Here is a 22842-nt window from a genome sequence, read left to right as displayed (position 1 = left end):
TAGCGATTCCAATCCAGGATAGCCGCCATGGCACAAACGGGACGACCGCTCTCACCCCACATCCAGGTCTACAAATGGCAAGTGCAGATGGTGTCTTCCATCCTGCATCGCGCCACCGGCATCATCCTTGCCGTCGGTAGCCTGCTCATTGTCTGGGGCCTCGCGTCCCTCGCCGCCGGCCCCGATGCGTATGCATCGTTCGCCGCCTGCGCTGGCAGCCCGCTCGGCCTCGCCGTCCTGATCGGCTGGACGCTTGCCTTCTTCTACCACCTGGCCAACGGCATCCGCCACCTGGTCCAGGACACCGGCAAGGGTTACGCGATCGCCTCGTTCGTCCGCTCCAGCTGGGTCTCGATCGTGGTCGCCATCGTGCTGACCGTCGCCACCTGGGCCTACGTCCTGACCGGAGGCCACGCATGAGCAAGGACCTGCGCAACCCGCTGGCCCGGGCCCGCGGCCTCGGCTCGGCGAAGGAAGGCGTCAGTCACTGGATGGTCCAGCGCGTGACCGCGCTCGCCCTGGTGTTCCTGACCCTGTGGTTCCTGTGCACGCTGCTCGGCCTGCTGCACGCCGACTACGCGACCGCCCGCGCCACCCTGGCCAGGCCCTGGAACGCCGTGCTGGCCATCGCCTTCATCGTCGTGATGTTCCGCCACGCCGTGCTCGGCCTGCAGGTCGTCATCGAAGACTACGTCCACACCCGCTGGCTCGAAGTGGCCTCGCTGGTCCTCATCAAGTTCATCGCCGTACTCGCCACGCTTACGGGCGTGCTGGCCGTGCTGCGCGTGGCGCTCGGAAGCTGATCGATGGAAGCCTATAAGATCCAACAGCACAAATACGACGTGATCGTGGTCGGCGCCGGTGGCGCAGGCCTGCGCGCCACCTTCGGCCTCGCCGAGAAGGGCCTCAAGGCCGCGTGCATCACCAAGGTGTTCCCAACCCGTTCGCACACCGTGGCCGCGCAGGGCGGTATCTCCGCCGCGCTGGGCAACATGGGTGAAGACGACTGGCGCTTCCACTTCTACGACACGATCAAGGGCTCCGATTGGCTCGGTGACCAGGACGCCATCGAGTACATGTGCCGCGAGGCCATCCCGGCCATCGTCGAGCTCGAGCACTACGGCGTGCCGTTCTCGCGCACGGAAGAAGGCAAGATCTACCAGCGTCCGTTCGGTGGCATGACCACGCACTATGGCAAGGGCACCGCGCAGCGTACCTGCGCCGCGGCCGACCGTACCGGCCACGCCATCCTGCACACGCTTTACCAGCAGGCGCTGGCCCACGACGCGACGTTCTTCATCGAATACTTCGCCATCGACCTCATCTTCGACAAGGATGGCGTCTGCCGCGGCGTGCTCGCCCTGGACATGAACGAAGGCACGCTGCACCTGTTCCGCGGCCACGCGGTGGTGATGGCGACCGGCGGCTACGGCCGTGCCTACTTCAGCGCCACCTCGGCGCATACCTGCACGGGCGACGGTGGCGGCATGGTGCTGCGCGCCGGCCTGCCGCTGCAGGACATGGAGTTCGTGCAGTTCCACCCGACCGGCATCTACGGTGCCGGCTGCCTGATCACCGAAGGCGTCCGCGGCGAAGGTGGCTACCTCACCAACTCCGAGGGCGAGCGCTTCATGGAGCGCTACGCGCCGAACGCGAAGGACCTTGCCTCGCGTGACGTGGTCAGCCGCGCCATGACGATCGAGATCCGCGAGGGTCGTGGCGTGGGCCCGAACAAGGACCACATCCACCTCAACCTGATGCACCTCGGCCCCGAGGTCATCGGCGAGCGCCTGCCGGGCATCGCCGAATCCGCGCGCATCTTCGCCGGCGTCGACGTCACCAAGGAACCGATCCCGGTGCTGCCCACCGTCCACTACAACATGGGCGGCATCCCGACCAACTACCACGGCGAAGTCGTGACCAAGCGCGACGACGATCCGGATTCGATCGTCCCGGGCCTGTTCGCCATTGGCGAAGCGGCTTGCGTGTCGGTGCATGGCGCCAACCGCCTGGGTTCGAACTCGCTGCTCGACCTGGTCGTGTTCGGCCGCGCGGTGGCCAACCGTTGCGCCGAAGTGATCAAGCCGGGCACGGCGCATCCCGACCTGCCGGCCAACGCGCTGGACAAGGTGCTGGGCCGCTTCGACGCGATCCGCTACGCCAATGGCGGTACGCCGACGGCCGCGATCCGCGCCGAGATGCAGAAGACCATGCAGAACGACGCCGCGGTGTTCCGCACCGGCGAGACGCTGGTCGAGGGCTCGCAGAAGATTTCCGACGTGTACTCGAAGTTCAAGGACGTGAAGGTCACCGACCGTTCGCTGGTCTGGAACTCCGACCTCATCGAAACCCTCGAGCTGTCCAACTTGCTTGCGCAGGCCGTGGCGACCATGCATTCGGCCGAACAGCGTCCGGAAAGCCGAGGCGCCCACGCCCGCGAAGATTTCCCGGACCGCGACGACCACGACTGGCAGAAGCACACGCTGGTGTGGATCGACGAGGAAGGCCGTTCGACGTTCGATTTCCGTCCGGTGCACATGTACACCCTGACGGACGATGTCGACGTCGTGCCGCCGAAAAAGCGCGTTTACTGATACCGGACCGGAGAGGCAATCGTGGCAGAGTTCACGCTACCCAAGAATTCAAAAATCCAGGCCGGCAAGCATTTCCCGGCGAAGGGCGCGAAGAACGTGCGCACCTTCAAGGTGTACCGCTGGACGCCGGACGACGGCCAGAACCCGCGCACCGATACGTACGAGGTTGACCTCGACACGTGCGGCCCGATGGTTCTCGACGCGTTGCTGAAGATCAAGAACGAGATCGACTCGACGCTCTCGCTGCGCCGTTCGTGCCGCGAAGGCATCTGCGGTTCGTGCGCGATGAACATCGATGGCACCAACACGCTGGCCTGCACCCGCGCGATCGAGGAATGCGGCAGTGGCACGGTCAACATCTACCCGCTGCCGCACATGCCGGTGGTGAAGGACTTGGTGCCCGACCTGACCCACTTCTACGCCCAGTTCGCGTCGATCAAGCCGTGGATGCGTACGCAGAGCCCGGCGCCGGCCGACAAGGAGCGCCTGCAGTCGCCGGAAGACCGCAAGAAGCTCGACGGTCTCTATGAGTGCATCCTCTGCGCCTGCTGCTCCACGTCGTGCCCCAGCTACTGGTGGAATGGCGACCGCTACCTCGGCCCGGCCATCCTGCTCCAGGCCTACCGCTGGATCGTGGACAGCCGCGACGAAGACACCGGCAACCGCCTGGACGACCTGGAAGATCCGTTCAAGCTCTACCGCTGCCACACCATCATGAACTGCGCGCGCACCTGCCCGAAGGGTCTCAACCCGGCCAAGGCGATCGCGGAGATCAAGAAGCTGATCGTGCAGCGCCGCTCGGCGTAAACAAAAAACTGTGTAGGAGCGCGCCTGCGCGCGAAAAGCGGCCCCCATCGCGCGCAGGCGCGCTCCTACATCGAGGTTTTCCGGTAGCTGTTATGGACGAAGCCCGCATCAAGCGCCTCCGCTGGCGTACCCGCCGGGGTACGCGCGAGCTCGATCGCCTGTTCGGCGGCTGGCTCGACGAGCGTTTCGCCGACGCCGATGAAGCCACCAGGATGGCATTCGATTCCTTGCTGGACGTGCAGGATCCCGATCTCTGGGATTGGGTGATGGGTCATGCCCGTGCCCCGCGCGACGACTGGCAGGGCATCATCGATGACATCCGTTCAAGGCATCGTCTTTAAGGTCAGGCCCTCGCCGGCGCTGCTGCGCCTCCTGTATCTCGTGGTCGCCGCCGGTGCGCTCTCGCCCTGGCCGACGAGCCTGCCGTGGGCTGGCCGCCTGCTGGTGTCGCTCGCGGCCGTGGCGGTGGGCCTGTGGCGTATCCGGGTCTTCCGCCGCTCGCCGCTGGCAGCGGTCCAGTGGACGTCCGAGGGGGCCTGGCTGGCCATCGATCGCCGTGGCACGACCGTCGTGGCGGAACCTCGCGACGCCCGGGTGGTCGGTGAGTGGGTGGTTCTCCGGCTTTTCTGGCAGGGCAGGGTCACGAGCCTGGCCCTGGGTCCCGACAACATGCAGGCCGAAACCCTGCGCGTCCTCCGTGTACGGCTGGGGCCTGCCTGACGCCCAGCCTGACGCCCAGCTGACGCCCGGGCCATGGCTGCCACTGGCCTGGCGCCGCCCGGCCTTGCCGCGGGCTGCCGCATCGGGCACTCTGCCGCGCGGTGCCTGCCGTTCGTGCCGGCCCTCTTTCCCAAGGTGTTTTCCGACAGGTATGTTCAGACCCCTCGAGCTCTTCATCGGCCTGCGCTATACGCGGGCGAAGCGGCGCAATCAGTTCATTTCGTTCATTTCGACGGTGTCGATCGTCTGCATCGCCATCAGCGTCACCGCGCTGATCACGGTGATGTCGGTGATGAACGGCTTCGACAGCGAACTGCGCTCACGCATCCTCGGCGCCGTATCGCACGTCACCGTGTCCGGCATCGACGAGACCGTGCGTGACTGGCAGCGTGCCGTCGACGTCGCGAAAGACACCAAACACGTCCAGGGCGCCGCCCCGTACGTCGAGATCCAGGCCTTCCTGCAGGCGCGCCATTCCAGCGGCGCGATCATCCGCGGCGTGGTCCCGGCCCTCGAGCCGAAGGTCTCCGACCTCGACACGCACATGGTCGAAGGCAAGATGACCGACCTGACCGACCGCGGCTGGAAGATCATCCTCGGCCGCGAGCTGGCGATGGACCTCGGCGTGACCACGGGCGACAAGGTCACGGTGGTGGTCCCGCAGTTCACGGCCACGCCGGTGGGCGCGGTGCCCAAGCTGCGCAACTTCACCGTCAGCGGCATCTTCGAGCTGGGCATGCAGGAGTACGACTCCAACCTCGCCCTGATCAGCATGCCGGATGCGGAACGCCTGAACGACCAGCAGGGTCCCACCGGCATCCGCCTGAAGCTCGACGACATGCGCGAAGCGTTCCCGGTCGCGCAGGAGCTGGTCAACAAGCTCGGCCAGACCTATCGCGTGCAGACCTGGATGGACACCCACGCCAACTTCTTCCATGCGATCGACATGGAAAAGACGGTGATGTTCGTGATCCTGTCGCTGATCATCCTGGTGGCCGTGATCAACCTGATTTCCATGCTGATGATGCTGGTGACCGACAAGCAGGCCGACATCGCCATCCTGCGTACGCTGGGCTCCACGCCGCGCAGCATCATGGCCATGTTCATGGTCCAGGGCCTGCTGGTCGGCGTCGTCGGTATCGGCCTCGGCGTCACGCTCGGCTCGTTGCTGTCGTACAACCTGCCGGCAATCGTGAAGTTCATCGAGCACGTCACCGGGCACACCTTCCTGGCCCCGGACGTCTATTACATCAGTGAAGTGCCGAGCCAGCTGCTCTGGTCCGACGTGGGCTGGGTGGTGCTGGTGACCTTCGCCTTCTCCCTGCTGGCCACCTTGTACCCGGCGTGGCGCGCGTCGCGCACGCAGCCCGCCCAGGCGCTTCGCTATGAATAACCCGAACGACATCGTCCTGCGCGCCACCGGCGTAGCCAAGGTCTACGAAGAAGGCGACCTGCGCACGGGCGTGCTTTCCAACGTCAATTTCGAACTGCGCCGGGGGCAGACGCTGTCCATCGTCGGCGCATCGGGCTCCGGCAAGTCCACGTTGCTGCACATCATCGGTGGGCTCGACACGCTCACCGCGGGCAAGGTCGAGGTCAACGGCCGGGTGCTGTCCGAGCTGTCCGATGCCGAGCGTGGCCGCGAGCGCAATCGCTCGCTGGGATTCATCTACCAGTTCCATCACCTGCTGCCCGAATTCACCGCGCTGGAAAACGTGTGCATGCCGCTGCTGATCCGCGGCGTGGCCATCGCGCAGGCGCAGAAGGAAGCGACGGACCTGCTCGAACGCGTGGGCCTGGGTTCGCGCCTGCGCCACCGTCCGGCGGAAATGTCCGGTGGCGAACGCCAGCGCTGCGCCGTGGCGCGCGCCTTGGTCACGCGGCCGGCCTGCGTGCTGGGCGACGAGCCGACCGGTAACCTCGACGAAGCCAACGCCGCCCAGGTCTACGAGCTGATGATCGAGCTCAACCGCGAAATCGGCACCAGCTTCGTGCTGGTGACCCACGATTCGCGCCTGGCAAAGCGGATGGACCGTACGCTCGAACTACACAACGGCGAACTGCACGAACGTTAGATCGACCGGCCTACCATCCGCTGGGCCGCTATCCGCCCGGCGGCGTCCGCCAGGGCGACGATGGCGTAGTTATGCGCTCCCGACGACCAGTAGCTGGCCAGCAGGCCGCCGTCTTCACGCTCGCCGCGCGGCAACAGGTGCCGCGCGACGCCGGGCGGCCGCACGTAGAAGCTCACGGTATGCCCTGCACCATCGTCGTAGAGGACCATCGCCGCCGGCCCCTGGTCGGTGGCGAACAGGCGGCCGCCCATCGGGCGGAAGCCTGCGTCGGCGAGGTCGGGCAGCTTCACGTCGGCGCCGACCCGACCCGCCAGCCATGCGCGCAGGTCGTTCTCGCTGGGCGAGGTGATATCCAGGCCCAGGCCGTGGTCGACCGCGAGCAGGCGATAGGCCTGCATGGCGTCGGCCATCGGCGCCACGCCGCCCGTGCCCATGCCGCGTGCCATCCATCCGGAGAGGCCGCCCACCCCCAGGCAGAGGATGAAGCCGGCCGCCAGCGCCAGGCGACGCGCCCGCCGCTGCAACAGGCGTCCGCGGACCAGCACGGGATCCAGCGCCGGGGTATCCGCGAGGTCGCCGGCGAGCAGGGCGCGCAGCTGCTGGGCGTCCTGGCGCCACGCCTGCACCTCGGCGGCGCGCTCGGCGTCGCGGGCCAGGTAACGCTCGACGTGGCCACGCTGCTTGCCGTCGAGGTGGCCGTCGACGTAGGCGTGGATATCGTGTTCGCTGGGCGGGGTCGTGGTCATTTCAGCAGGCGCAGGGCAGGGGATTCAATGCTTCCGTCGCCCAGCGCGCGCAGCGCGCGGCGGGCACGGGACAGGCGGGACATGACCGTCCCGATCGGCACGTCGAGGATGCCGGCGACCTCCTGGTAGCTGAGGCCTTCGACCGTGACCCACAACAGCAGGCTGCGCTGCTCGATGGGCAGGCTGGCGAACGCGGCGAGGGTGGACTGGGCCTCGGCCACGCGCTCGGCCGAGGGCCAGGTCGGTTCGTCGTCACGCGCCAGCATGCCCAGCAAACGTGCATAGCGGCTGGTCCGCCGCTTCTGGTCCAGGAACAGGCGGTACAAGATCGAAAACAGCCATGCACGCAGACTCTCGTCATCGCGGCGCGTCAGCCATTTCGACAGCGCCCGCTCCATCGTGGACTGCACCAGGTCATCCGCCGCATGGGCATCGCGGGCGAGCCACAGCGCGAAGCGCCGCAATCGCGGCAGCATCGTGCGCAGGGCGTCGTCGATATGCGGATCGGGCATGCCAGGCCTCTCGGCAGACAGTGGGTCGTACGAGAGACGACCGCCGTGACGAATTATTCCGTGCAAAGGGAATAAAAAGCCCTGACGTGCGTCCCACCTTTCGACACCCCGCGCCGCGGGGGAACAGGAGAAGCTCCATGCAGGACCCCAGGAACCCGCGACCCCCGTCAGGCCTGGCCTGGCGCTGGGGCGTGATCGGCCTGGCCGTGGTCGGCGCGGCGGTAGCCTTCGGCTACGTCGGCGGCTGGCTGGCCCCCGACCGGCTCAGCCCGAAGAAAGTGGTCAACATCCTCCAGGCCGCGGGTGGTGACCACCCCGGCTTCCGCCGCAACCACGCCAAGGGCGTCTGCGTCGGCGGCTGGTTCGAATCCAACGGCCAGCTCGCGCCGTTCTCCACCGCCAAGCTGTTTGCACCGGGCCGCACGCCCATCGTCGGCCGGCTCGCCCTGCCGGGCGGCAACCCGTACGCCGCGGATAGCTCGGTGCCGATCCGCAGCTTCGCGCTGCGCTTCGACATGGCCGATGGCGAGCAGTGGCGCACCGGGATGAACGCCATGCCGGTGTTTCCGGTCGCCACGCCGAAGGACTTCTACGACCTCAACGTCGCGACCGCACCGGACCCGTCCACCGGCAAGCCGAACCCCGACAAGGCCAAGGCCTTCTTCGGCGCGCATCCGGAAACGCATGCCTTCCTCGGCTGGATCCAGCAGGCCAAGCCGCCGGCCAGCTACGTGGACGAGACTTACAAGAGCCTCAATGCGTTCTACCTGCGCGACCCGGCGGGCCAGCGCCACGCCGTGCGCTGGCAGGTGGTGCCGGAAACGCCGGCCACGGGCGATGGCAGCCCGGCCGCCGGCGACACCGACTACCTGGCGGCGGACCTGCAGAAGCGCCTGGCCCAGGGCCCCGCACGCTGGCACCTGCAGTTCGTCTTCGCCAATGACGGCGACCCGGTGGACGATCCGACCAAGGCCTGGCCGGAGGACCGCAAGGTGGTCGATGCCGGCACGCTGGTGATCGACAGCACGCAGCCACAAGCGAATGGCCCGTGCCGCGACGTGAACTATGACCCGACCATCCTGCCGCACGGCATGGAGATCTCGGGCGATCCGATCATCGTGGCCCGCTCGGCCGCGTATGCGGAATCGTACCTGCGCCGCACCAGCGAGGAAGGGCACCTGCCCGGAACCGAACGGCCGAAGGAGGACCAGCGATGAGCCGCGTCGATACGTTCCACCCCGTGGCCCGCGTGCTCCACTGGCTGATGGCGATCCTGATCCTGTCGATGCTGTTCATCGGCGCAGGCATGGTCAGCACGTTGTCCGAAACGCACGCGACCTTGCTGGCCATCCATCGTCCGCTGGGCATGGTCATCTTCGTACTTGCGCTGATACGCCTGGGCTTCCGCCTGGTGCACAAGCCGCCGCCGCTGCCGTTCGACCTGCCGCTGTGGCAGAAGCTTGCGGCGACCGCCTCGCACTGGCTGCTGTATGCGTTGATGATCGCCATGCCGCTGATCGGCTGGGCGATGCTCTCGGCAGGCAAGTATCCGGTCGTGATGGGCGGCGGTTTCGTGCTGCCGCCGATCCTGCCGCAGGACCCTGCGTTGTTCGCATGGTTGCGCGAGGCACATCGCTACCTGGCATGGCTGTTCTTCCTCACCTTCCTCGCCCACATGGGCGCGGCGCTGATGCACGGCCTGATCCGCCGCGACGGCGTGCTCAAGTCGATGACCACCGGAAACTGACGAGGCCATGTAGGAGCGCGCCTGCGCGCGATTTGGGGTCCGCGGCATGCCCCCATCGCGCGCAGGCGCGCTCCTACAGTGTCTGCCCATCCGTTTGCCCATCGCGCGCAGGCGCGTCCCACGGCAGAATGGGCCGATGCGCCTTGCCCTCATCGCCATGCTCGCACTGCTGACCGGTTGCCGCTCGCTTGGCTATTACGCCCATGTCACCCATGGGCAGGTGGCGCTGTTGTCCGCGCGCAAGCCGATCGACACGGTGATCGCCGATCCGAAGACGCCGGACAAGGTGCGCCAGCGCCTCGCAATCGCACGCGATGCCCGCGCCTTCGCGAGCCGCGCGCTCGACCTGCCAGCGAACCGCAGCTACACCTATTACGTGCAGCTGGATCGACCGTGGGTGGCGTGGAATGTCTTCGCCACGCCCGAACTGTCCGTCGATCCCGTCGTGCACTGCTTTCCGTTCGCCGGCTGCGTGTCCTACCGCGGCTACTTCAGGCGCGACCTCGCCGACCGCGAGGCGGCCCGCCAGCAGGCGCTTGGCCATGACGTCAGCATCGGTGACGTGCCTGCGTATTCGACCCTGGGTTGGTTCGCCGACCCGGTGCTCAGCAGCATGCTGGGCTGGGGCGACGACGACCTGGCCGGCACGGTGTTCCATGAACTCGCCCACCAGAAGATCTATGTGAAGAACGATTCGTCCTTCAACGAGTCGTATGCCAGCTTCGTCGAAGAGGAGGGCGTGCGCGAATGGCGCGCGGCGAAGGGCATGCCCCCGCCGGATCCTCGTGGCGATCAACTGGCGGCCTCGTTCACCCGTGAAGTGCTGGCCCTGCGCAACGAACTGAAGGCCATGTACGCGCTGCCGATGGACGACGAGGCCAAGCGCGTCGCCAAGGCGGAGGCATTCACCGTGTTCCGTGGGCGCTACCTCGCCTGGCGAGCCAACGAAGCCGGCGGCGACCGCCGCTACGACCGGTGGATGGCGCAGCCGTTGAACAACGCCCAGCTGCTCCCCTTCGGCCTCTACGACCAGTGGAAGGGCGCGTTTGCGACGCTGTTCGAGCAATCCGGAAGAAACTGGCCTGCTTTCTACGCGGCGGTACAGAAACTCGCCGCCATGCCGCCGGAAACCCGGACCGAACGCCTGAAAGCCCTGCTTTCAACCCCGGCAGCGTTCACCATGCGAAACACAGCGTTTCGATCCGGCAGTCCAGACGGCTAATCCGGGGTGTAAGGTCCAGCATTGCCTTGTGATGGACCCCTCCCATGCCGCTTGTATCCGCCTGGTTCCGTATCCGCTTCTGGAAGCGGGTGGCCGCCGGCTTCGTGCTGGGCGCCTTTGCCGGCTGGCTGTTCGGGCCATCGGCCGCGACCTGGTTTGGGCCGCTCGGCGAGCTGTACGTCACCCTGATCAAGATGATCGCGGTGCCGCTGGTGTTCTTCGCCGTGCTGCACAGCGTGTCCAGCCTGCACGGGGTGAAGGACGTCGCCGCGCTCGGCTCGCGCACCTTCCTCTGGTTTGCCGCGACGGCCACGCTGGCGGTTCTGGTTGGCCTCGGCGTGGCCCTGGTCACGCAGCCCGGGCTCGGTGTCGAAGGCCTTTCGGCACCCGTGGGCTGGCAGCCGAAAACACTCCCCGAGCCGGTGAAGGTGCTGTTGGACATCGTCCCCGCCAACCCGTTCCGTGCGCTCACCGAAGGCAAGATCCTGCAGGTGATCTTCTTCGCCGGCCTGCTGGGCCTCGCCTTCGTCAAGGTCGGCGAGAAGTCGGCGCGCCTGCGTGCGCTGGCCGGCGAAGCGAACGACGCGATGATCCAGGTCACGCGTTTCGCGCTCGAGGTCACGCCGCTGGGCACGTTCGGGCTCATCGCCGCGCTGGTCGGCGCCTACGGCTTTGAAAAGCTCCTGCCACTGGCGACCTTCGTCGGTGCGCTCTACCTCGCCTGCGCGCTGCAGATCATCGTCGTCTACGGCGGCCTGCTGCTTGCCCACGGCCTCAGCCCGCTGAAGTTCTTCCGCGCCGCGTTCCCGGCGATGCAAGTCGCGTTCACCTCGTCGTCGAGCTTCGCGGCGATGCCGATCGCCCTGCGCAGCGTCGTGCGCAACATGGGTGTGAAGGAAGAATACGCCGCATTCGCCGTACCGCTGGGGGCCAGCATCAAGATGGACGGTTGCGGTGCGATCTACCCGGCGATCTCGGCCGTATTCATCGCGCAGTACTTCCACCTCGACCTGCAGCCGGCGCAGTACATCATCATCCTGCTTGCGTCTGTGCTGGGTTCGTTCGGCACCGCCGGCGTCCCGGGAACGGCCACGGTGATGGTCACCCTGGTGCTGAGTTCCGCCGGCCTGCCGCTGGAAGGCATCGGTTATCTGGTCGCGATCGACCGCGTGCTGGACATGATGCGCACGATGACCAACGTGACCGGGCAAATGGTCGTGCCGGTGCTGGTCGCACGCGAGCGCGGCATCCTCGACCTGGAAACCTACAATCGTGCGTCGAGCGAGCTTGTCGTCGACCGGCAAGCTGCCTGAGTCTCAGGGTTTCGCCTTCCGCCCGGCCATGTGCTTGAGGTAGGCCTCGAGATCGTCGAGGTCGCCGTCGGAGATCACCGAGGCGTTGAAGCCGGGCATCTTCGCCTGCGGCCAGTGGCGAAGATCCTGCGGATTGCGGACCAGGGTCCGCAGCATGCCTTCGCGCAGGTATTCGGTGGGGCTGTGCGGGATGTTCAGGTCAGGGCCCAGCTTCGCGTCGCCCTGGCCGTTGAGCGTGTGGCACGAGATGCAGTTGCGCTGGAAGACCACGAAGCCGCGGTTGACCGGGCTATCCGCGGGGAGGGCCGCGGCAGGGCGCATCAACGGGAATCGGCTGGCGGGATCGGCGAGGACGCGGATCGACGCGACCTGGTACGGCCATTGCTCCGGGCCGACCTTGCCGGCCTCCGGATGCAACCAGACCAGGTAGAACGGTCCCGCGGATGGCTTGCCGTCGCCCAGCGCCGGCCAGGGGCTGTCTTCGATGGCCAGCCATGCCTCGGCGCCGTGGCCGTCGACCACCAGCGCGGCCGGGATCTCGGCGCTGAAGCCATCCAGCGCGGTGAACTGGAGGTGGGCCGTGGCGGCGACGCTGTCGAGCAGGGCCTTCAGCGGCACCGCGCGATAGCGCATCGCGCGCTTGTACGAGACGTCGGCAGGCACCTCGATGGTGCGCACGTCCGGCCGGGCGAGCAGCTGCCGCGTGGTCAGTACGCTGGCACCGTGGCCTGCGTCCACGGACAGGTTGGCGGCCTGGGCAAGGCTGGCGGTGGCCAGGAGCAGGAAGGCGAGGAGATGGCGCACGGTGGCATCCTTGGGTGAGGCGTTCGATCGCAGTACCCTCGAATTATGGCCCCGTCGCCCCCATGCCGGGGGTTCGACACGATCACGGATTTCGCATGGCCGACACCACCGTTCCCGAGTTCTTCCAGCGCTTCCCCATGCCCATGGTGGCCAACGCCGAACTCGATGCCGACCTCGCAGCCGACGACAACCGGATAGCAATCCTGTTCCTGTGGGGCCGCGACTGCCCCAACTGCGATATCGCCAAGCGGCAGATCCTGCTCACGCCCGAGCGTTTCCAGTGGCCGGAAGTGCGCTGGCTCAACGACAACGTGTACAACGATCCGGGCATGGCCACGCGCTTCGGCCTGCACGGCATCCCGGCGTTCTTCCTGTTCCACAAGGGCAGGAAGCTCGGCAAGATCACGCCCTGGCCGGGCACGGACCGGTTCGTCGAAGCGGTCGCGAAGCAGATCGCACTGACCGGGGCCTCGGCATGATCATCGCCTCGCTGCTGGATACCGATCTCTACAAGTTCACGATGATGCAGGTGGTGTTGCATCAGTACCCCGCGGCCGAGGTGGAGTATCGCTTCCGCTGCCGCACGCCCGGCGTGGACCTGGTTCCGATCATCCCGGAGATCGAGCGCGAGCTGGCTGCGCTGTGCACGCTGCGTTTCAGCGAGGCGGAGCTGGCCTACCTGCGTGGCATGCGCTTCATCGACAGCGACTTCGTCGACTTCCTCGGCCTGTTCCAGCTCAACGCCAAGTACGTGAGCATCGCGCCGTCGGCCAACGGCAACGGCGAGATCGACCTCGTGATCCGTGGCCCGTGGCTGCACACGATCATGTTCGAGGTGCCGCTGCTGGCGATCATCAACGAGCTGTATTTTCGCCACGCGTTTCCCGGGCACGACCTGGGCGAGGCGCGCGAGCGGCTACACGCGAAGATCGCGCTGATGCGCGACACGCCGGGCTTCGACAAGGTGCGCATCGCCGACTACGGCACGCGCCGGCGCTTCTCGGCCGCCTGGCACGAAGAAGCCCTTGGCATCATGCGCAGCGAGTGGGGCGCGCAGCTCGCCGGTACCAGCAATGTGTTGTTCGCCCAGCGCCAGGGCATGACACCGATCGGCAGCATGGCGCATGAATACCTGCAGGCGTTCCAGTCGCTCGGGCCGCGCCTGCGCGACTCGCAGGTCGCCGCACTGGAAGCGTGGGCGCGCGAGTACCGTGGCGACCTGGGCATCGCGCTGTCGGATGTTTACGGGATCGACGCGTTCCTGCGCGACTTCGACATGTACTTCTGCAAGCTCTTCGACGGTGCCCGCCACGACTCGGGCGACCCGTTCGCCTGGGGCGACCGCGTGCTCGCGCACTACGCGAAGAACCGCGTCGATCCGCGCACGAAGACCCTGGTATTCAGCGACAGCCTGGACATCCCGCGCGTGATGGAACTCTACCGTCACTTCGAAGGGCGCTGCCTGCTTTCGTTCGGCGTCGGCACCAACCTCACCAACGACACCGGGCCGGCACCGATCAACATCGTGATCAAGATGACCCGCTGCAACGGCCAGCCAGTGGCGAAGCTCTCGGATTCGCCGGGCAAGAGCATGTGCGACGACCCCGAGTACCTCAGCTATCTGCGCCGCGTGTTCGATCTTCCGCCGGCGTGATCGACAGGGGCGGGTGGGGCATCAGAACGCGGGCAGCACCGCGCCGTTGTAGGTCTTCTCGATGAAGGCCTTCACCTCCGGCGAGGTCAGCGCAGCCGCAAGCTTCTTCACCCGCGGGTCGTCCTTGTTATCCGGCCGCGAGACCAGGAAGTTCACGTACGGCGAATCCTTGTCCTCGATCAGCAGCGCATCCTTGACCGGGTTGAGGCCGGCGGCGAGTGCGTAGTTGGTGTTGATCAGGGCAAGGTCGACCTCGTCGAGCACACGCGGCAGCATGGCCGCCTCGAGCTCGCGGAACTTCAGGTGCTTCGGGTTCTGGTCGACGTCCTTGAGCGTGGCCAGCTTGTCGCCCGGGTTCTTCAGGGTGATCAGGTTGTGCTTGGCCAGTAGCAGCAGCGCGCGGCTGTTGTTGCTCGGATCGTTCGGGATGACGACATTGGCGCCGTCCGGCAGCTGGTCGATCGACTTGAACTTGCGCGAGTAGGCGCCGAACGGTTCGATGTGCACGCCGACGACCTTGACCAGGTCGGTACCGCGCTCGCGGTTGAAGGCGTCGAGGTAGGGCTCGGTCTCGAAGAAGTTCACGTCCAGCTGCTTCTGGGCCACCTGCAGGTTGGGCTGCACGTAGTCGGTGAAGACCTTGATCTCGATCTCGACGCCCTGTTTGGCGAGCAGTTGCTTGATTTCCTTGAGGATTTCAGCGTGCGGCACGGGCGTCGCGGCGATGGTGAGCGGCCTGGACGCATCGCCCTGGCCGCCATCGGCACCCTGGGAACAGCCTGCCACCAGCACGGCGAGGGCGGCGGCGAGGGGTAGCAGGATTTTCTTCATGGCGGGCGTCCAGGCGTCGATGTTGCGGTGCGACAGCATAGACGTCCATACCGCCAGACGCCAGTAGGAGCGCGCCTGCGCGCGATTGACCGTGCCTGTGTATCCGACCTCCGCGCGGCGCGCGGGCGTGGTCGCAGAAGAGCCCTCGGTGCCTACCCTCGCTGCTCAGACAGGTCCTCCGCGCTCGACAGGGTTGGCCGCAGCCGCGGCCCATGTATTTGATTGCCCTACGGGCGCTCGCTTGTGCGGGAGATGCCGCGGCTTCGCCGCCATGCTTTCCATTCGCGCGCAGGCGCGCTCCTACAACGCCGCTACGTAGGCTCTTGTAGGAGCGCGCCTGCGCGCGAACAGCCAACAGCGCGGGGATGGAGGAACATGAGGCATCGTCCTCACCGAATGCCTTCAAATTACTTCGAAGACGTGCACAGGCTTCCTCGCTTCCATGACGCACGAACAACGGTGACGTCGGGTGAACCGCTGGCCTGCATCAGTGCAGGCCTCATTCGCCCGAAGCCAGGCTGAGGGTTCGCGCGCGGGCGCGCTCCTACAAGAGCCAGCGTGGCGCCAGGGGTGCCATTGCCGTGCTGTCCAACCCAGCTCGCGGCAAGGATGAAGAGAGCCCTCGGTGCCTACCCTCGAGGCGAGTTCCGCACAAGCGAGCGGCCGTAGGCCAATAAGTACATGGGCCGCGGCTGCGGCCAACCTTATCGAGCGCGGAGGACCTGTCTGAGCAGCGAGGGTAGGCACCGAGGGCTCTTCTGCGACCACGCCCGCGCGCCGCGCGGAGGTCGGATACACAGGCACGTCCAATCGCGCGCAGGCGTGGGGCTATTTGCGGGTGTAGCGGACTACGAGCCAGTCGCCCAGCATCTGCAGCAACTGGACGAGAACTACCAGCAGCGCGACCGTGACCAGCATGTAGTCGGGCTTATAGCCGTTGTAGCCGTACTGGTAGGCCAGCGCGCCGAGGCCGCCTGCGCCCACGATGCCGCCCATGGCCGTGTAACCCACCAGCGCGACCGCCGTCACCGTCGTCGCGGCTACCAGGCCCGGACGCGCCTCGGGCAACAGCACGCGCGTCACGATCTGCTTCGTCGTCGCACCCATCGCCTGGCTGGCTTCGATCACGCCGCGGTCGACCTCGCGCAACGCCGTCTCGACCAGACGGGCGAAGAACGGGGCGGCGCCGATCACCAGCGGCACGATCGCGCCGCGGATGCCGATGCTCACGCCAGTGATCGCCTTGGTCAGCGGGATCAACAGGATCATCAGGATGATGAAGGGCACCGAGCGCAACACGTTCACGAGCAGCGAAAGGATGCCGTAGAGCTTCGGTTTCGCATGCAGCTGGCCGCGTGCGGTGAGGAACAGCCAGATGCCGAGCGGCAGGCCAAGCACCAGGGTGAAAAGCAGCGAGCCACCGAGCATCAACAGCGTGTCGATGCAGGCCTGGCCGATTTCGGCCCAGTCGATGTTGGGGAACAGGGTCTGCATCGGGCTCATCGGGCCACCTCTTCGATATCCACGCCCGCGGCGCGGATCTGCGCTAGCGCCTCGTCGAGGCGTTCGCCGTGCATGGCCAGGGTCAGCTGGCCGTAGGGCACGTCCTTGATCCGGTCCACGCGGCCGGAAAGCAGGTTGTACTCGACGCCGGTGTCGCGCACGACGCGCGATAGTAGCGGGGAATAGGTGGCGTCGCCGCGGAACGACAGGCGGAACAGCTTGCCCGGCACGCCGGCGTACTCGGGGCCGCGGCCTTCGCGGTGGTCGGCTTCGGCGACGAAGCGGCGCGTGGTGGGATGCGTCGGATGCAGGAAGACGTCGGCGACCGTGCCCATCTCCACCACGTTGCCGGCATCGAGCACGGCGACGCGATCGCAGACGCGACGGATCACGTCCATCTCGTGGGTGATCAGCACGATGGTCAGGCCCAGTCGGCGATTGATGTCGGCGAGCAGTTCCAGCACCGACGCGGTGGTCTGTGGGTCGAGCGCGCTGGTCGCTTCGTCGCAGAGCAGGATGGATGGCTTGCTCGCGAGTGCGCGCGCGATGCCGACGCGCTGTTTCTGGCCGCCCGAGAGCTGGGCCGGATACTTGCTTGCGTGGGCCTCGAGGCCGACCAGCTTCAGCAGTTCGTCGACCCGGCCGGCGATCTCCGCTTCGCCGGGGTTGCCCTGCAAGCGAAGCGGGAAGGCCACGTTCTCGGCCACGGTGCGCGACGAGAGCAGGTTGAAGTGCTGGAAGATCATGCCGATGCCCGCGCGCAGCGTGCGCAGCTCGGCACCCTGGGCGTGGGTCACGTCGCGGCCTTCGACCAGGACCTTGCCCGCGGTGGGCCGCTCGAGCAGGTTGATCATCCGCAGCAGGGTGGATTTGCCGGCACCGGAATGGCCGATGATGCCGAAGACTTCGCCCTGTTCGATGACGAGGTCCACGGGCTGCAGGGCAGGGACGAGCGCTCCGTCGACGAGGTACGACTTGGAGGCGGCTTCGAATCGGATCACGGGCGGTGTCTGTCCGGGCTACAAAGGCGACCATGGTAGCCGAAGGCCCCGGGCGGCGTAGACTGGGCACTTTCCGCCCGCCCCCGAAGGAGCACCATGACCGGCATCTATGATTTTTCCGCACGCGATATCGACGGCAACGAGCGCTCGCTGGCCGAGTGGAAGGGCAAGGTGGTGCTGGTGGTGAACGTGGCCTCCAAGTGCGGCTTCACCCCGCAGTACAAGGGCCTTGAAGAACTCCAGCGCCAGTACGGCGCCCAGGGCTTCGACGTGCTCGGCTTCCCGTGCGACCAGTTCGGCCACCAGGAGCCCGGCGACGAAGCCGAGATCCGCAACTTCTGTTCGCTGACCTACGACGTGAGCTTCCCGATGTTCGCGAAGATCGACGTCAACGGCGACCACGCCCACCCGCTGTACCGGTGGTTGAAGTCGACGAAGAAGGGCTTCCTCGGCACCGAAGGCATCAAATGGAACTTCACCAAGTTCCTGGTCAATCGCGAGGGCGAGGTGGTTGAGCGGTATGCGCCTACGGATACGCCGGAGAAGATTGGGAAGGATTTGCCGGCGGTTTTGTAACGTGGGTGTGGTGACGAGATAGGGCAATCGCGCGCAGGCGCGCTCCTAAGGGGGCGCGCAATACGTCACAACCGTTCCACCACCTCGGCAAGCATCACCGCCACGGCATCCACGTCGGCCGACTCCGACGGTGCACCCGGAAGCGGGCGGTAGTTGTTGAGGATCACCGCGAAGGCCAGCTTCTGCCCGGCCTTCGTCGTGACGTACCCCGCCAGCGAGTTGACGTAGCTCATGCTGCCGGTTTTCGCTTGTACGTTGCCCTCCGCTGGCGTGCCGCGCACGCGGCGCGCCAGCGTGCCATCGCTGCCGGCCAGCGGCAGCAACGCGCGGAAGGCCGGGGAATCGACGCTCGCCAGCAGGTGGGCCAGCGCGCCGGCGGTGGTCAGGTCGTGCCGCGACAGCCCGGTGCCTTCTTCCATCGTGGTCGCCGACGGCCCGATGCCTCGCGCCGCGAGCCAGGTGGCCAGCGCGTGCGCTGCGCGGTCTTCCGTGAGCGCGGCGGAAGCCTCTGGCTCTTCCAGCCCCGTGAGCAGGAAAACGCTTTGCAGGTACATGTTCTGCGAGCGCTTCAGGCCGGGCGAAAGGATCTCCGCCAGCGTCGGCGAGGGCAGGGTGGCGACGACCGGGCCGGTGGGCGCGGCGATCGGCCAGTGCACGCTGCGGGCGTCCGCCCTGACGGAGATGCCCTGGCGCTCGAGCGCCGCCTGCAGCCGGCGCGCCGCGGTGAGCGCGGGATCGGGCAGCGACAGGCGTGCGCTGCGTGGCTTCGCGCCCAGCACATGCACGGTGGCCGTGCCCGGCGCGCGATAAAAAGTGGGATCCGTCGACGGTTGCTCGGCCAGCGCGGTCGCCGCGTCGGCGGGTGACAGCGTGGCGGCGTCGTCCTTCACCGTGACCAGCAGGGTGTTTTCGTCGACGCTCAGGCCGCTCGCGGTGGCGCCGTAGTAAGCCTGCAGGTCGGAGGCCTCCCAGCCGCTGCCGATCGGCGGCCCGGCGAACGCGGTGTCGTCGCCGACCACGCCGTCATCGACGCGGGTGATGCCCGCGGCCGCGACCTGCGCTGCCAGCGTGTCCGCCCAGGCATCGCCGGACAAGCTTGGATCGCCACGGCCACGTAGCACGAGCGCGCCGCGCAGGCGCCCGCGACGCACGTCGCCGGCGGTGAGGACATCGGTATGCGTTCGATAGTCGGGGCCGAGTTGGTCCAGGGCGAATGCGGCGGTGAAGAGCTTCCCAGTCGATGCCGGGAGCATGAGTTTGCCGTCGTCGTGTGCGTAGGCGACGTGGCCGTCGTCGAGCGAGACCACGGCGATGCCCCAAGAGGCGGCGGCGAAACGCGGTGCGGTGATGTGCGCGTCGATGCGCTGGGCGAGCGTATCGGCGAACGTGGTGCCGGAGACGAGGAAGAGCAGCAACGCCCAGTTGGGGGCGCGCCTGGTTAGCTGAGCCACGTGGGCAGGCTCTTTCCGAGGAAGGCGGAGAGGCCGTCCTGGCCTTCCGCGGAAACGCGCAGGCGGGCGATGAGCGCCGCGTTCCGTTCGTCGACGCGCTCCATCTCGCCTTCGGTCATTCCGCCCATGGCCAGGGCCAGTTGCTTGGCTTCGCGCTGGGCGACTGGGCCGCCCTTGGTCAGCAGGCCGAGGACGCGCTCGACGGCGGCGTCGAGTTCTTCGGCGGGGACGTGCTCATGGAGCAGCCCCATCGACGTCGCCGCGGCCGCGCCGACGATTTCCCCGGTGACGAACAACCGGCGTGCCTGGCGCAGGCCGATCGCCGCGATCACGTAGGGCGAGATTACCGCCGGCACCAGTCCCAGCTTCACCTCGGACAGGGCGAACTTCGCGCCATCGGCGGCGATCGCGATGTCGCAGCACGCCACCAGCCCCACGCCGCCACCGAAGGCCGCACCGTTCACCCGGGCGACCGTCGGCTTGGACAGGAACTGCAGCCGGCGCATCAGCCTGGCCAACCGGAGCGAGTCGTCGCGGTTGCTGGCCTCGCTGGCCGAGGCCATCCCACGCATCCAGTTTAGGTCCGCCCCGGCGGAAAAACTTGCGCCTTCCCCGGTGAGCACCACCGCCCGCACCGTCGGGTCGGCGTCGACCTCGTCGATGGCCGCCGTGAGGTCCGCGATCAGCGCGTCGTCGAAGGCGTTGTGGACCTCGGGCCGGTTCATGACGAGGCGAGCAACGGCGCCCTGGCGGGTGAGTTCGACGGCGGGCATGGAAGATCTCCGAAAGACAAGAGACTGAATGATAAGCGTCCCAGCTTCGATTGGCAGGGGCATGGGACGGCGTGCAGTACCGGTCCGGTGCGCCTATAATGCAAACAGTTCTTATTTGAGTTCATTCCCAGTGCGCCTGTCCGACGCGCCGAAAGGTGCCCAAGCCGTGGTCCAGTCCGTCTCCGACGCCCATCCCGCCGACCCGATTGCGCAGCGCCTGCGCGACCTGGGCTTCGTTTCGGGTGAGCCGGTGCGGCTGGTCGCCCGGGGCCCGCTCGGCGGGGATCCCCTTTTGATCCAGATCGGCACGACGCGGTTTGCCTTGCGCAAAACCGAAGCGGCGCGCGTGGAAGTCAGCGTGGACGGTGCAGCATGACGGCTTCAACCTTGCGGATCGCCCTGGTCGGCAATCCGAACTGCGGCAAGACGGCGCTGTTCAACCAGCTCACCGGCGGCCGCCAGAAAGTGGCGAACTACGCCGGCGTGACCGTGGAACGCAAGGAAGGCCGCTTCACCGGTCCGTCCGGGCGTGTCCTGCAGGTGCTGGATCTGCCCGGCGCGTACAGCTTCGACGCGACCAGCCCGGACGAGGCGATCACCCGCGACGTGTGCCACGGCCGCTATCCTGGTGAAGCCCAGCCCGACCTGATCGTCTGCGTGGCCGATGCCACCAACCTGCGCCTGCACCTGCGTTTCGTCCTCGAGGTGCGCCGCCTTGGCCGTCCGGTCGTGCTCGCGCTGAACATGATGGATGCCGCGCGCAAGCGTGGCCTGGTGATCGACGTCGCCGCGCTGTCGCGCCGTCTCGGCGTTCCGGTGGTCGAGACCATCGCCGTCCAGCGTGGCGGGGCAAAGGCCCTGATCGACCGGATCGATGCGGAAGTGCCCGATATCCTGCCGTCGGCGATCGACCAGGCCAGCGTCGAGCAGTTGCACGCGGAGGTTCGCGCCATCCTCGCCGAGACGGTGACGATGACCCGCAACACGGTGGCGGTCGACGATGCGATCGACCGCTGGGCCCTGCATCCGGTGTTTGGCCTGGCCATCCTCGGCGTGCTGATGTTCCTGATCTTCCAGGCGGTGTTCTCCTGGGCGCAGCCGATCATGGACGCGATCCAGGCCGGCATCGCCGCGCTGGGTACGTGGGTGACCGGCTTCCTTCCCGCGGACAGCGCGCTGCACAGCCTGCTCAACGACGGCGTGTTCGCCGGCCTCGGCGCCGTGCTGGTGTTCCTGCCGCAGATCCTGATCCTGTTCCTGTTCATCCTCGTCCTCGAGGAATCCGGCTACCTGCCGCGGGCTGCCTTCCTGCTCGACAAGATGATGTTCCGCGTGGGCCTGACGGGGCGCGCGTTCATCCCGCTGCTGTCCAGCTTCGCCTGCGCCATCCCCGGCATCATGGCCACGCGCAGCATCGCCGATCCGCGCGATCGCCTGACCACCATCCTCGTTGCACCGCTGATGACCTGCTCGGCGCGCCTGCCGGTGTACACGTTGTTGATCGCGGCGTTCATCCCGAACCGCTCGGTGGGCTTCTTCAACCTGCAGGGCATCGTGCTGTTCGTCCTGTATTTCGCCGGCATCTTCAGCGCGCTGGGCGTGGCCTTCGTGATGAAGCGCCTGCGCAAGGATCGCAGCGAACATGCCCTGATCATGGAACTGCCGTCCTACCGCCTGCCGCACGTGCGCGACATCGCACTGGGCCTGTGGGAACGCGCGCTGATCTTCCTCAAGCGCGTCGGCGGCATCATCACGGCGCTCACCGTGTTGCTGTGGTTCCTGTCCAGCTTCCCGGGGCCGCCGGAAGGAGCGACCCAGCCTGCGATCGACTACAGCCTCGCCGGCATCCTCGGCCGCGGCCTGCAGTACGTGTTCGCACCGATCGGCTTCAACTGGCAGATCTGCATCGCGCTGGTGCCGGGCCTCGCCGCGCGCGAAGTCGCGGTCGCCGCGCTGGGCACCGTCTATGCCATGTCGGGCAGCGACGACGCCGTCGCCTCGCAGCTCGGCCCGGTCATCGCGCACCAGTGGTCGCTGGCCACCGCGCTGTCGTTGCTGGCGTGGTACGTATTTGCACCGCAATGCATGTCGACGCTGGCGGTGATCCGCCGCGAAACCAATTCCTGGCGCAACGTGGCGCTGTCGGCGGGCTACCTGTTCGGCCTGGCCTACCTGGCGTCGCTGGCCACCTACCAGATCGCGAGGGCACTCACGTGACCACGTTTGAACTGATCCAGGGCACGATCATCGCGTTGGTGGTTATCGCCAGCGCCTACGTCGCGTTCCGCAAGCTGTTCCCGAAGACATCGACGCGAGTGATGGCGAGCGTTTCGTCCGGCCTCAACCACGACGGCCGGCCCGGCGTCGTGCGTGCGCTCGGGCGCAAGCTGCAGCCGGCCTCGGCATCGGGTAGCTGCGGCGATGGCTGCGGCTCGTGCAACAGCTGCGGCCCGGCGCCCGCGGCGCAGGGCGAGGCCCAGCCGCTGACCTTCAAGACCCGCCACTGACCCTGT

26 protein-coding genes are annotated in these 22842 nt (G+C 67.1%); 18 read left to right on the top strand and 8 right to left on the bottom strand.

The window, feature by feature from the left end; genetic code table 11:
• The first annotated feature begins 27 nt into the window (after positions 1-27).
• From sdhC to lolD, 8 genes are all read left to right on the top strand, one after another.
• On the top strand, positions 28-420 hold the full coding sequence (gene sdhC / locus KPL74_07070) for a succinate dehydrogenase, cytochrome b556 subunit (protein QWT21761.1): 393 nt from the start codon (positions 28-30) through the stop codon (positions 418-420).
• On the top strand, positions 417-803 hold the full coding sequence (sdhD, locus tag KPL74_07065) for a succinate dehydrogenase, hydrophobic membrane anchor protein (protein ID QWT21760.1): 387 nt from the start codon (positions 417-419) through the stop codon (positions 801-803). The genes sdhC and sdhD overlap by 4 nt, the downstream gene beginning before the upstream one ends.
• Positions 804-806: 3 nt before the next feature.
• Positions 807-2594 (top strand): succinate dehydrogenase flavoprotein subunit, encoded by a 1788-nt coding sequence (locus tag KPL74_07060; protein QWT21759.1) that lies wholly within the window; start codon positions 807-809, stop codon positions 2592-2594.
• Between the two features lie 21 nt (positions 2595-2615).
• Complete coding sequence (locus KPL74_07055) at positions 2616-3401, top strand: succinate dehydrogenase iron-sulfur subunit (GenBank protein QWT21758.1); 786 nt, start codon at positions 2616-2618, stop codon at positions 3399-3401.
• Positions 3402-3493: 92 nt separating this feature from the next.
• On the top strand, positions 3494-3742 hold the full coding sequence (locus tag KPL74_07050) for a succinate dehydrogenase assembly factor 2 (protein QWT21757.1): 249 nt from the start codon (positions 3494-3496) through the stop codon (positions 3740-3742).
• A complete protein-coding gene (locus tag KPL74_07045) occupies positions 3714-4121 on the top strand; it encodes a hypothetical protein (protein QWT21756.1) in 408 nt (135 codons plus the stop codon). Before KPL74_07050 ends, KPL74_07045 begins: the two co-directional genes overlap by 29 nt.
• Positions 4122-4272: 151 nt before the next feature.
• The gene (locus tag KPL74_07040; GenBank protein ID QWT21755.1) at positions 4273-5514 is read left to right on the top strand and encodes a lipoprotein-releasing ABC transporter permease subunit; all 1242 of its coding nucleotides are present in this window, start codon (positions 4273-4275) and stop codon (positions 5512-5514) included.
• Positions 5507-6196, top strand: coding sequence for a lipoprotein-releasing ABC transporter ATP-binding protein LolD (lolD, locus tag KPL74_07035; protein QWT21754.1), 690 nt, complete (start codon positions 5507-5509; stop codon positions 6194-6196). The genes KPL74_07040 and lolD overlap by 8 nt, the downstream gene beginning before the upstream one ends.
• Here the strand turns inward: lolD and KPL74_07030 are convergent.
• Both KPL74_07030 and KPL74_07025 read right to left on the bottom strand, forming a co-directional pair.
• Positions 6193-6942, bottom strand: coding sequence for a hypothetical protein (locus tag KPL74_07030; protein QWT21753.1), 750 nt, complete (start codon positions 6940-6942; stop codon positions 6193-6195). The two genes, lolD and KPL74_07030, sit on opposite strands and share 4 nt — an antisense overlap.
• A complete protein-coding gene (locus KPL74_07025) occupies positions 6939-7454 on the bottom strand; it encodes a sigma-70 family RNA polymerase sigma factor (GenBank protein QWT21752.1) in 516 nt (171 codons plus the stop codon). The genes KPL74_07030 and KPL74_07025 overlap by 4 nt, the downstream gene beginning before the upstream one ends.
• A 137-nt stretch (positions 7455-7591) precedes the next feature.
• On the opposite strand from KPL74_07025, the gene KPL74_07020 reads away from it, so the two are divergent.
• From KPL74_07020 to KPL74_07005, 4 genes are all read left to right on the top strand, one after another.
• On the top strand, positions 7592-8671 hold the full coding sequence (locus tag KPL74_07020) for a catalase family peroxidase (GenBank protein QWT21751.1): 1080 nt from the start codon (positions 7592-7594) through the stop codon (positions 8669-8671).
• Complete coding sequence (locus tag KPL74_07015; protein QWT21750.1) at positions 8668-9201, top strand: cytochrome b; 534 nt, start codon at positions 8668-8670, stop codon at positions 9199-9201. Before KPL74_07020 ends, KPL74_07015 begins: the two co-directional genes overlap by 4 nt.
• 136 nt (positions 9202-9337) lie before the next feature.
• On the top strand, positions 9338-10423 hold the full coding sequence (locus KPL74_07010; protein QWT21749.1) for an aminopeptidase: 1086 nt from the start codon (positions 9338-9340) through the stop codon (positions 10421-10423).
• Between the two features lie 44 nt (positions 10424-10467).
• Positions 10468-11736 carry a dicarboxylate/amino acid:cation symporter gene (locus tag KPL74_07005; protein ID QWT21748.1) on the top strand — a complete coding sequence of 423 codons (1269 nt, stop codon included), beginning with the start codon at positions 10468-10470 and terminating at the stop codon, positions 11734-11736.
• A 3-nt stretch (positions 11737-11739) separates the two neighbouring features.
• Here the strand turns inward: KPL74_07005 and KPL74_07000 are convergent, their stop codons facing one another.
• Positions 11740-12540 (bottom strand): cytochrome c, encoded by an 801-nt coding sequence (locus tag KPL74_07000; GenBank protein QWT21747.1) that lies wholly within the window; start codon positions 12538-12540, stop codon positions 11740-11742.
• Between the two features lie 95 nt (positions 12541-12635).
• Here KPL74_07000 and KPL74_06995 point away from each other — a divergent pair, with 95 nt between their 5' ends.
• Positions 12636-13019, top strand: a complete 384-nt coding sequence (locus KPL74_06995) for a thioredoxin family protein (GenBank protein QWT21746.1) — start codon at positions 12636-12638, stop codon at positions 13017-13019.
• Complete coding sequence (gene pncB / locus KPL74_06990; GenBank protein QWT21745.1) at positions 13016-14194, top strand: nicotinate phosphoribosyltransferase; 1179 nt, start codon at positions 13016-13018, stop codon at positions 14192-14194. Before KPL74_06995 ends, pncB begins: the two co-directional genes overlap by 4 nt.
• Before the next feature lie 21 nt (positions 14195-14215).
• Here the strand turns inward: pncB and KPL74_06985 are convergent, their stop codons facing one another.
• The 3 genes from KPL74_06985 to KPL74_06975 all read right to left on the bottom strand — a co-directional run bounded on the left by KPL74_06985 (position 14216) and on the right by KPL74_06975 (position 17529).
• Positions 14216-15025 carry a MetQ/NlpA family ABC transporter substrate-binding protein gene (locus KPL74_06985; protein QWT21744.1) on the bottom strand — a complete coding sequence of 270 codons (810 nt, stop codon included), beginning with the start codon at positions 15023-15025 and terminating at the stop codon, positions 14216-14218.
• Between the two features lie 828 nt (positions 15026-15853).
• Positions 15854-16519 (bottom strand): ABC transporter permease, encoded by a 666-nt coding sequence (locus tag KPL74_06980; protein QWT22587.1) that lies wholly within the window; start codon positions 16517-16519, stop codon positions 15854-15856.
• A 5-nt stretch (positions 16520-16524) separates the two neighbouring features.
• Positions 16525-17529 carry a methionine ABC transporter ATP-binding protein gene (locus KPL74_06975; GenBank protein ID QWT21743.1) on the bottom strand — a complete coding sequence of 335 codons (1005 nt, stop codon included), beginning with the start codon at positions 17527-17529 and terminating at the stop codon, positions 16525-16527.
• A 96-nt stretch (positions 17530-17625) separates the two neighbouring features.
• On the opposite strand from KPL74_06975, the gene KPL74_06970 reads away from it, so the two are divergent.
• Entirely contained in the window at positions 17626-18105 is a 480-nt protein-coding gene (locus KPL74_06970; GenBank protein ID QWT21742.1) for a glutathione peroxidase, read from the top strand.
• 65 nt (positions 18106-18170) lie between these two features.
• Here the strand turns inward: KPL74_06970 and dacB are convergent, their stop codons facing one another.
• Together dacB and KPL74_06960 are read right to left on the bottom strand one after the other, a co-directional pair.
• A complete protein-coding gene (gene dacB, locus KPL74_06965; protein QWT21741.1) occupies positions 18171-19556 on the bottom strand; it encodes a D-alanyl-D-alanine carboxypeptidase/D-alanyl-D-alanine-endopeptidase in 1386 nt (461 codons plus the stop codon).
• Positions 19544-20329, bottom strand: a complete 786-nt coding sequence (locus KPL74_06960) for an enoyl-CoA hydratase/isomerase family protein (GenBank protein ID QWT21740.1) — start codon at positions 20327-20329, stop codon at positions 19544-19546. The genes dacB and KPL74_06960 overlap by 13 nt, the downstream gene beginning before the upstream one ends.
• A gap of 166 nt (positions 20330-20495) precedes the next feature.
• Here KPL74_06960 and KPL74_06955 point away from each other — a divergent pair, with 166 nt between their 5' ends.
• From KPL74_06955 to KPL74_06945, 3 genes are read left to right on the top strand one after another with little or no spacing between them, the layout of a single operon-like run.
• Positions 20496-20705 (top strand): FeoA domain-containing protein, encoded by a 210-nt coding sequence (locus tag KPL74_06955; protein QWT21739.1) that lies wholly within the window; start codon positions 20496-20498, stop codon positions 20703-20705.
• 17 nt (positions 20706-20722) lie between these two features.
• Positions 20723-22546 (top strand): ferrous iron transporter B, encoded by a 1824-nt coding sequence (locus KPL74_06950; GenBank protein QWT22586.1) that lies wholly within the window; start codon positions 20723-20725, stop codon positions 22544-22546.
• On the top strand, positions 22543-22836 hold the full coding sequence (locus KPL74_06945) for a hypothetical protein (GenBank protein QWT21738.1): 294 nt from the start codon (positions 22543-22545) through the stop codon (positions 22834-22836). Before KPL74_06950 ends, KPL74_06945 begins: the two co-directional genes overlap by 4 nt.
• The last annotated feature ends 6 nt before the right edge of the window (positions 22837-22842 follow it).

It is taken from the genome of Bacillus sp. NP157 (genome assembly GCA_018889975.1).
Lineage (GTDB): Bacteria > Pseudomonadota > Gammaproteobacteria > Xanthomonadales > Rhodanobacteraceae > Luteibacter.
The sequence above is the reverse complement of the archived record's forward strand: the minus strand, read 5'-3'. Positions and strand labels throughout refer to the sequence as shown.

Excerpts from the sequence above, each read along its gene's own strand:
- KPL74_06980 (QWT22587.1), bottom strand. The coding sequence starts at position 16,519 with ATGCAGACCCTGTTCCCCAACATCGACTGGGCCGAAATCGGCCAGGCC.
- lolD (QWT21754.1), top strand. The coding sequence starts at position 5,507 with ATGAATAACCCGAACGACATCGTCCTGCGCGCCACCGGCGTAGCCAAG.
- KPL74_06985 (QWT21744.1), bottom strand. The coding sequence starts at position 15,025 with ATGAAGAAAATCCTGCTACCCCTCGCCGCCGCCCTCGCCGTGCTGGTG.
- KPL74_07060 (QWT21759.1), top strand. The coding sequence starts at position 807 with ATGGAAGCCTATAAGATCCAACAGCACAAATACGACGTGATCGTGGTC.
- KPL74_06960 (QWT21740.1), bottom strand. The coding sequence starts at position 20,329 with ATGCCCGCCGTCGAACTCACCCGCCAGGGCGCCGTTGCTCGCCTCGTC.
- KPL74_06970 (QWT21742.1), top strand. The coding sequence starts at position 17,626 with ATGACCGGCATCTATGATTTTTCCGCACGCGATATCGACGGCAACGAG.
- pncB (QWT21745.1), top strand. The coding sequence starts at position 13,016 with ATGATCATCGCCTCGCTGCTGGATACCGATCTCTACAAGTTCACGATG.
- sdhD (QWT21760.1), top strand. The coding sequence starts at position 417 with ATGAGCAAGGACCTGCGCAACCCGCTGGCCCGGGCCCGCGGCCTCGGC.
- KPL74_07030 (QWT21753.1), bottom strand. The coding sequence starts at position 6,942 with ATGACCACGACCCCGCCCAGCGAACACGATATCCACGCCTACGTCGAC.
- KPL74_07005 (QWT21748.1), top strand. The coding sequence starts at position 10,468 with ATGCCGCTTGTATCCGCCTGGTTCCGTATCCGCTTCTGGAAGCGGGTG.
- KPL74_07020 (QWT21751.1), top strand. The coding sequence starts at position 7,592 with ATGCAGGACCCCAGGAACCCGCGACCCCCGTCAGGCCTGGCCTGGCGC.
- KPL74_06995 (QWT21746.1), top strand. The coding sequence starts at position 12,636 with ATGGCCGACACCACCGTTCCCGAGTTCTTCCAGCGCTTCCCCATGCCC.
- KPL74_07050 (QWT21757.1), top strand. The coding sequence starts at position 3,494 with ATGGACGAAGCCCGCATCAAGCGCCTCCGCTGGCGTACCCGCCGGGGT.
- sdhC (QWT21761.1), top strand. The coding sequence starts at position 28 with ATGGCACAAACGGGACGACCGCTCTCACCCCACATCCAGGTCTACAAA.
- KPL74_07040 (QWT21755.1), top strand. The coding sequence starts at position 4,273 with ATGTTCAGACCCCTCGAGCTCTTCATCGGCCTGCGCTATACGCGGGCG.
- KPL74_07045 (QWT21756.1), top strand. The coding sequence starts at position 3,714 with ATGACATCCGTTCAAGGCATCGTCTTTAAGGTCAGGCCCTCGCCGGCG.
- KPL74_07010 (QWT21749.1), top strand. The coding sequence starts at position 9,338 with ATGCGCCTTGCCCTCATCGCCATGCTCGCACTGCTGACCGGTTGCCGC.
- KPL74_07015 (QWT21750.1), top strand. The coding sequence starts at position 8,668 with ATGAGCCGCGTCGATACGTTCCACCCCGTGGCCCGCGTGCTCCACTGG.
- KPL74_07025 (QWT21752.1), bottom strand. The coding sequence starts at position 7,454 with ATGCCCGATCCGCATATCGACGACGCCCTGCGCACGATGCTGCCGCGA.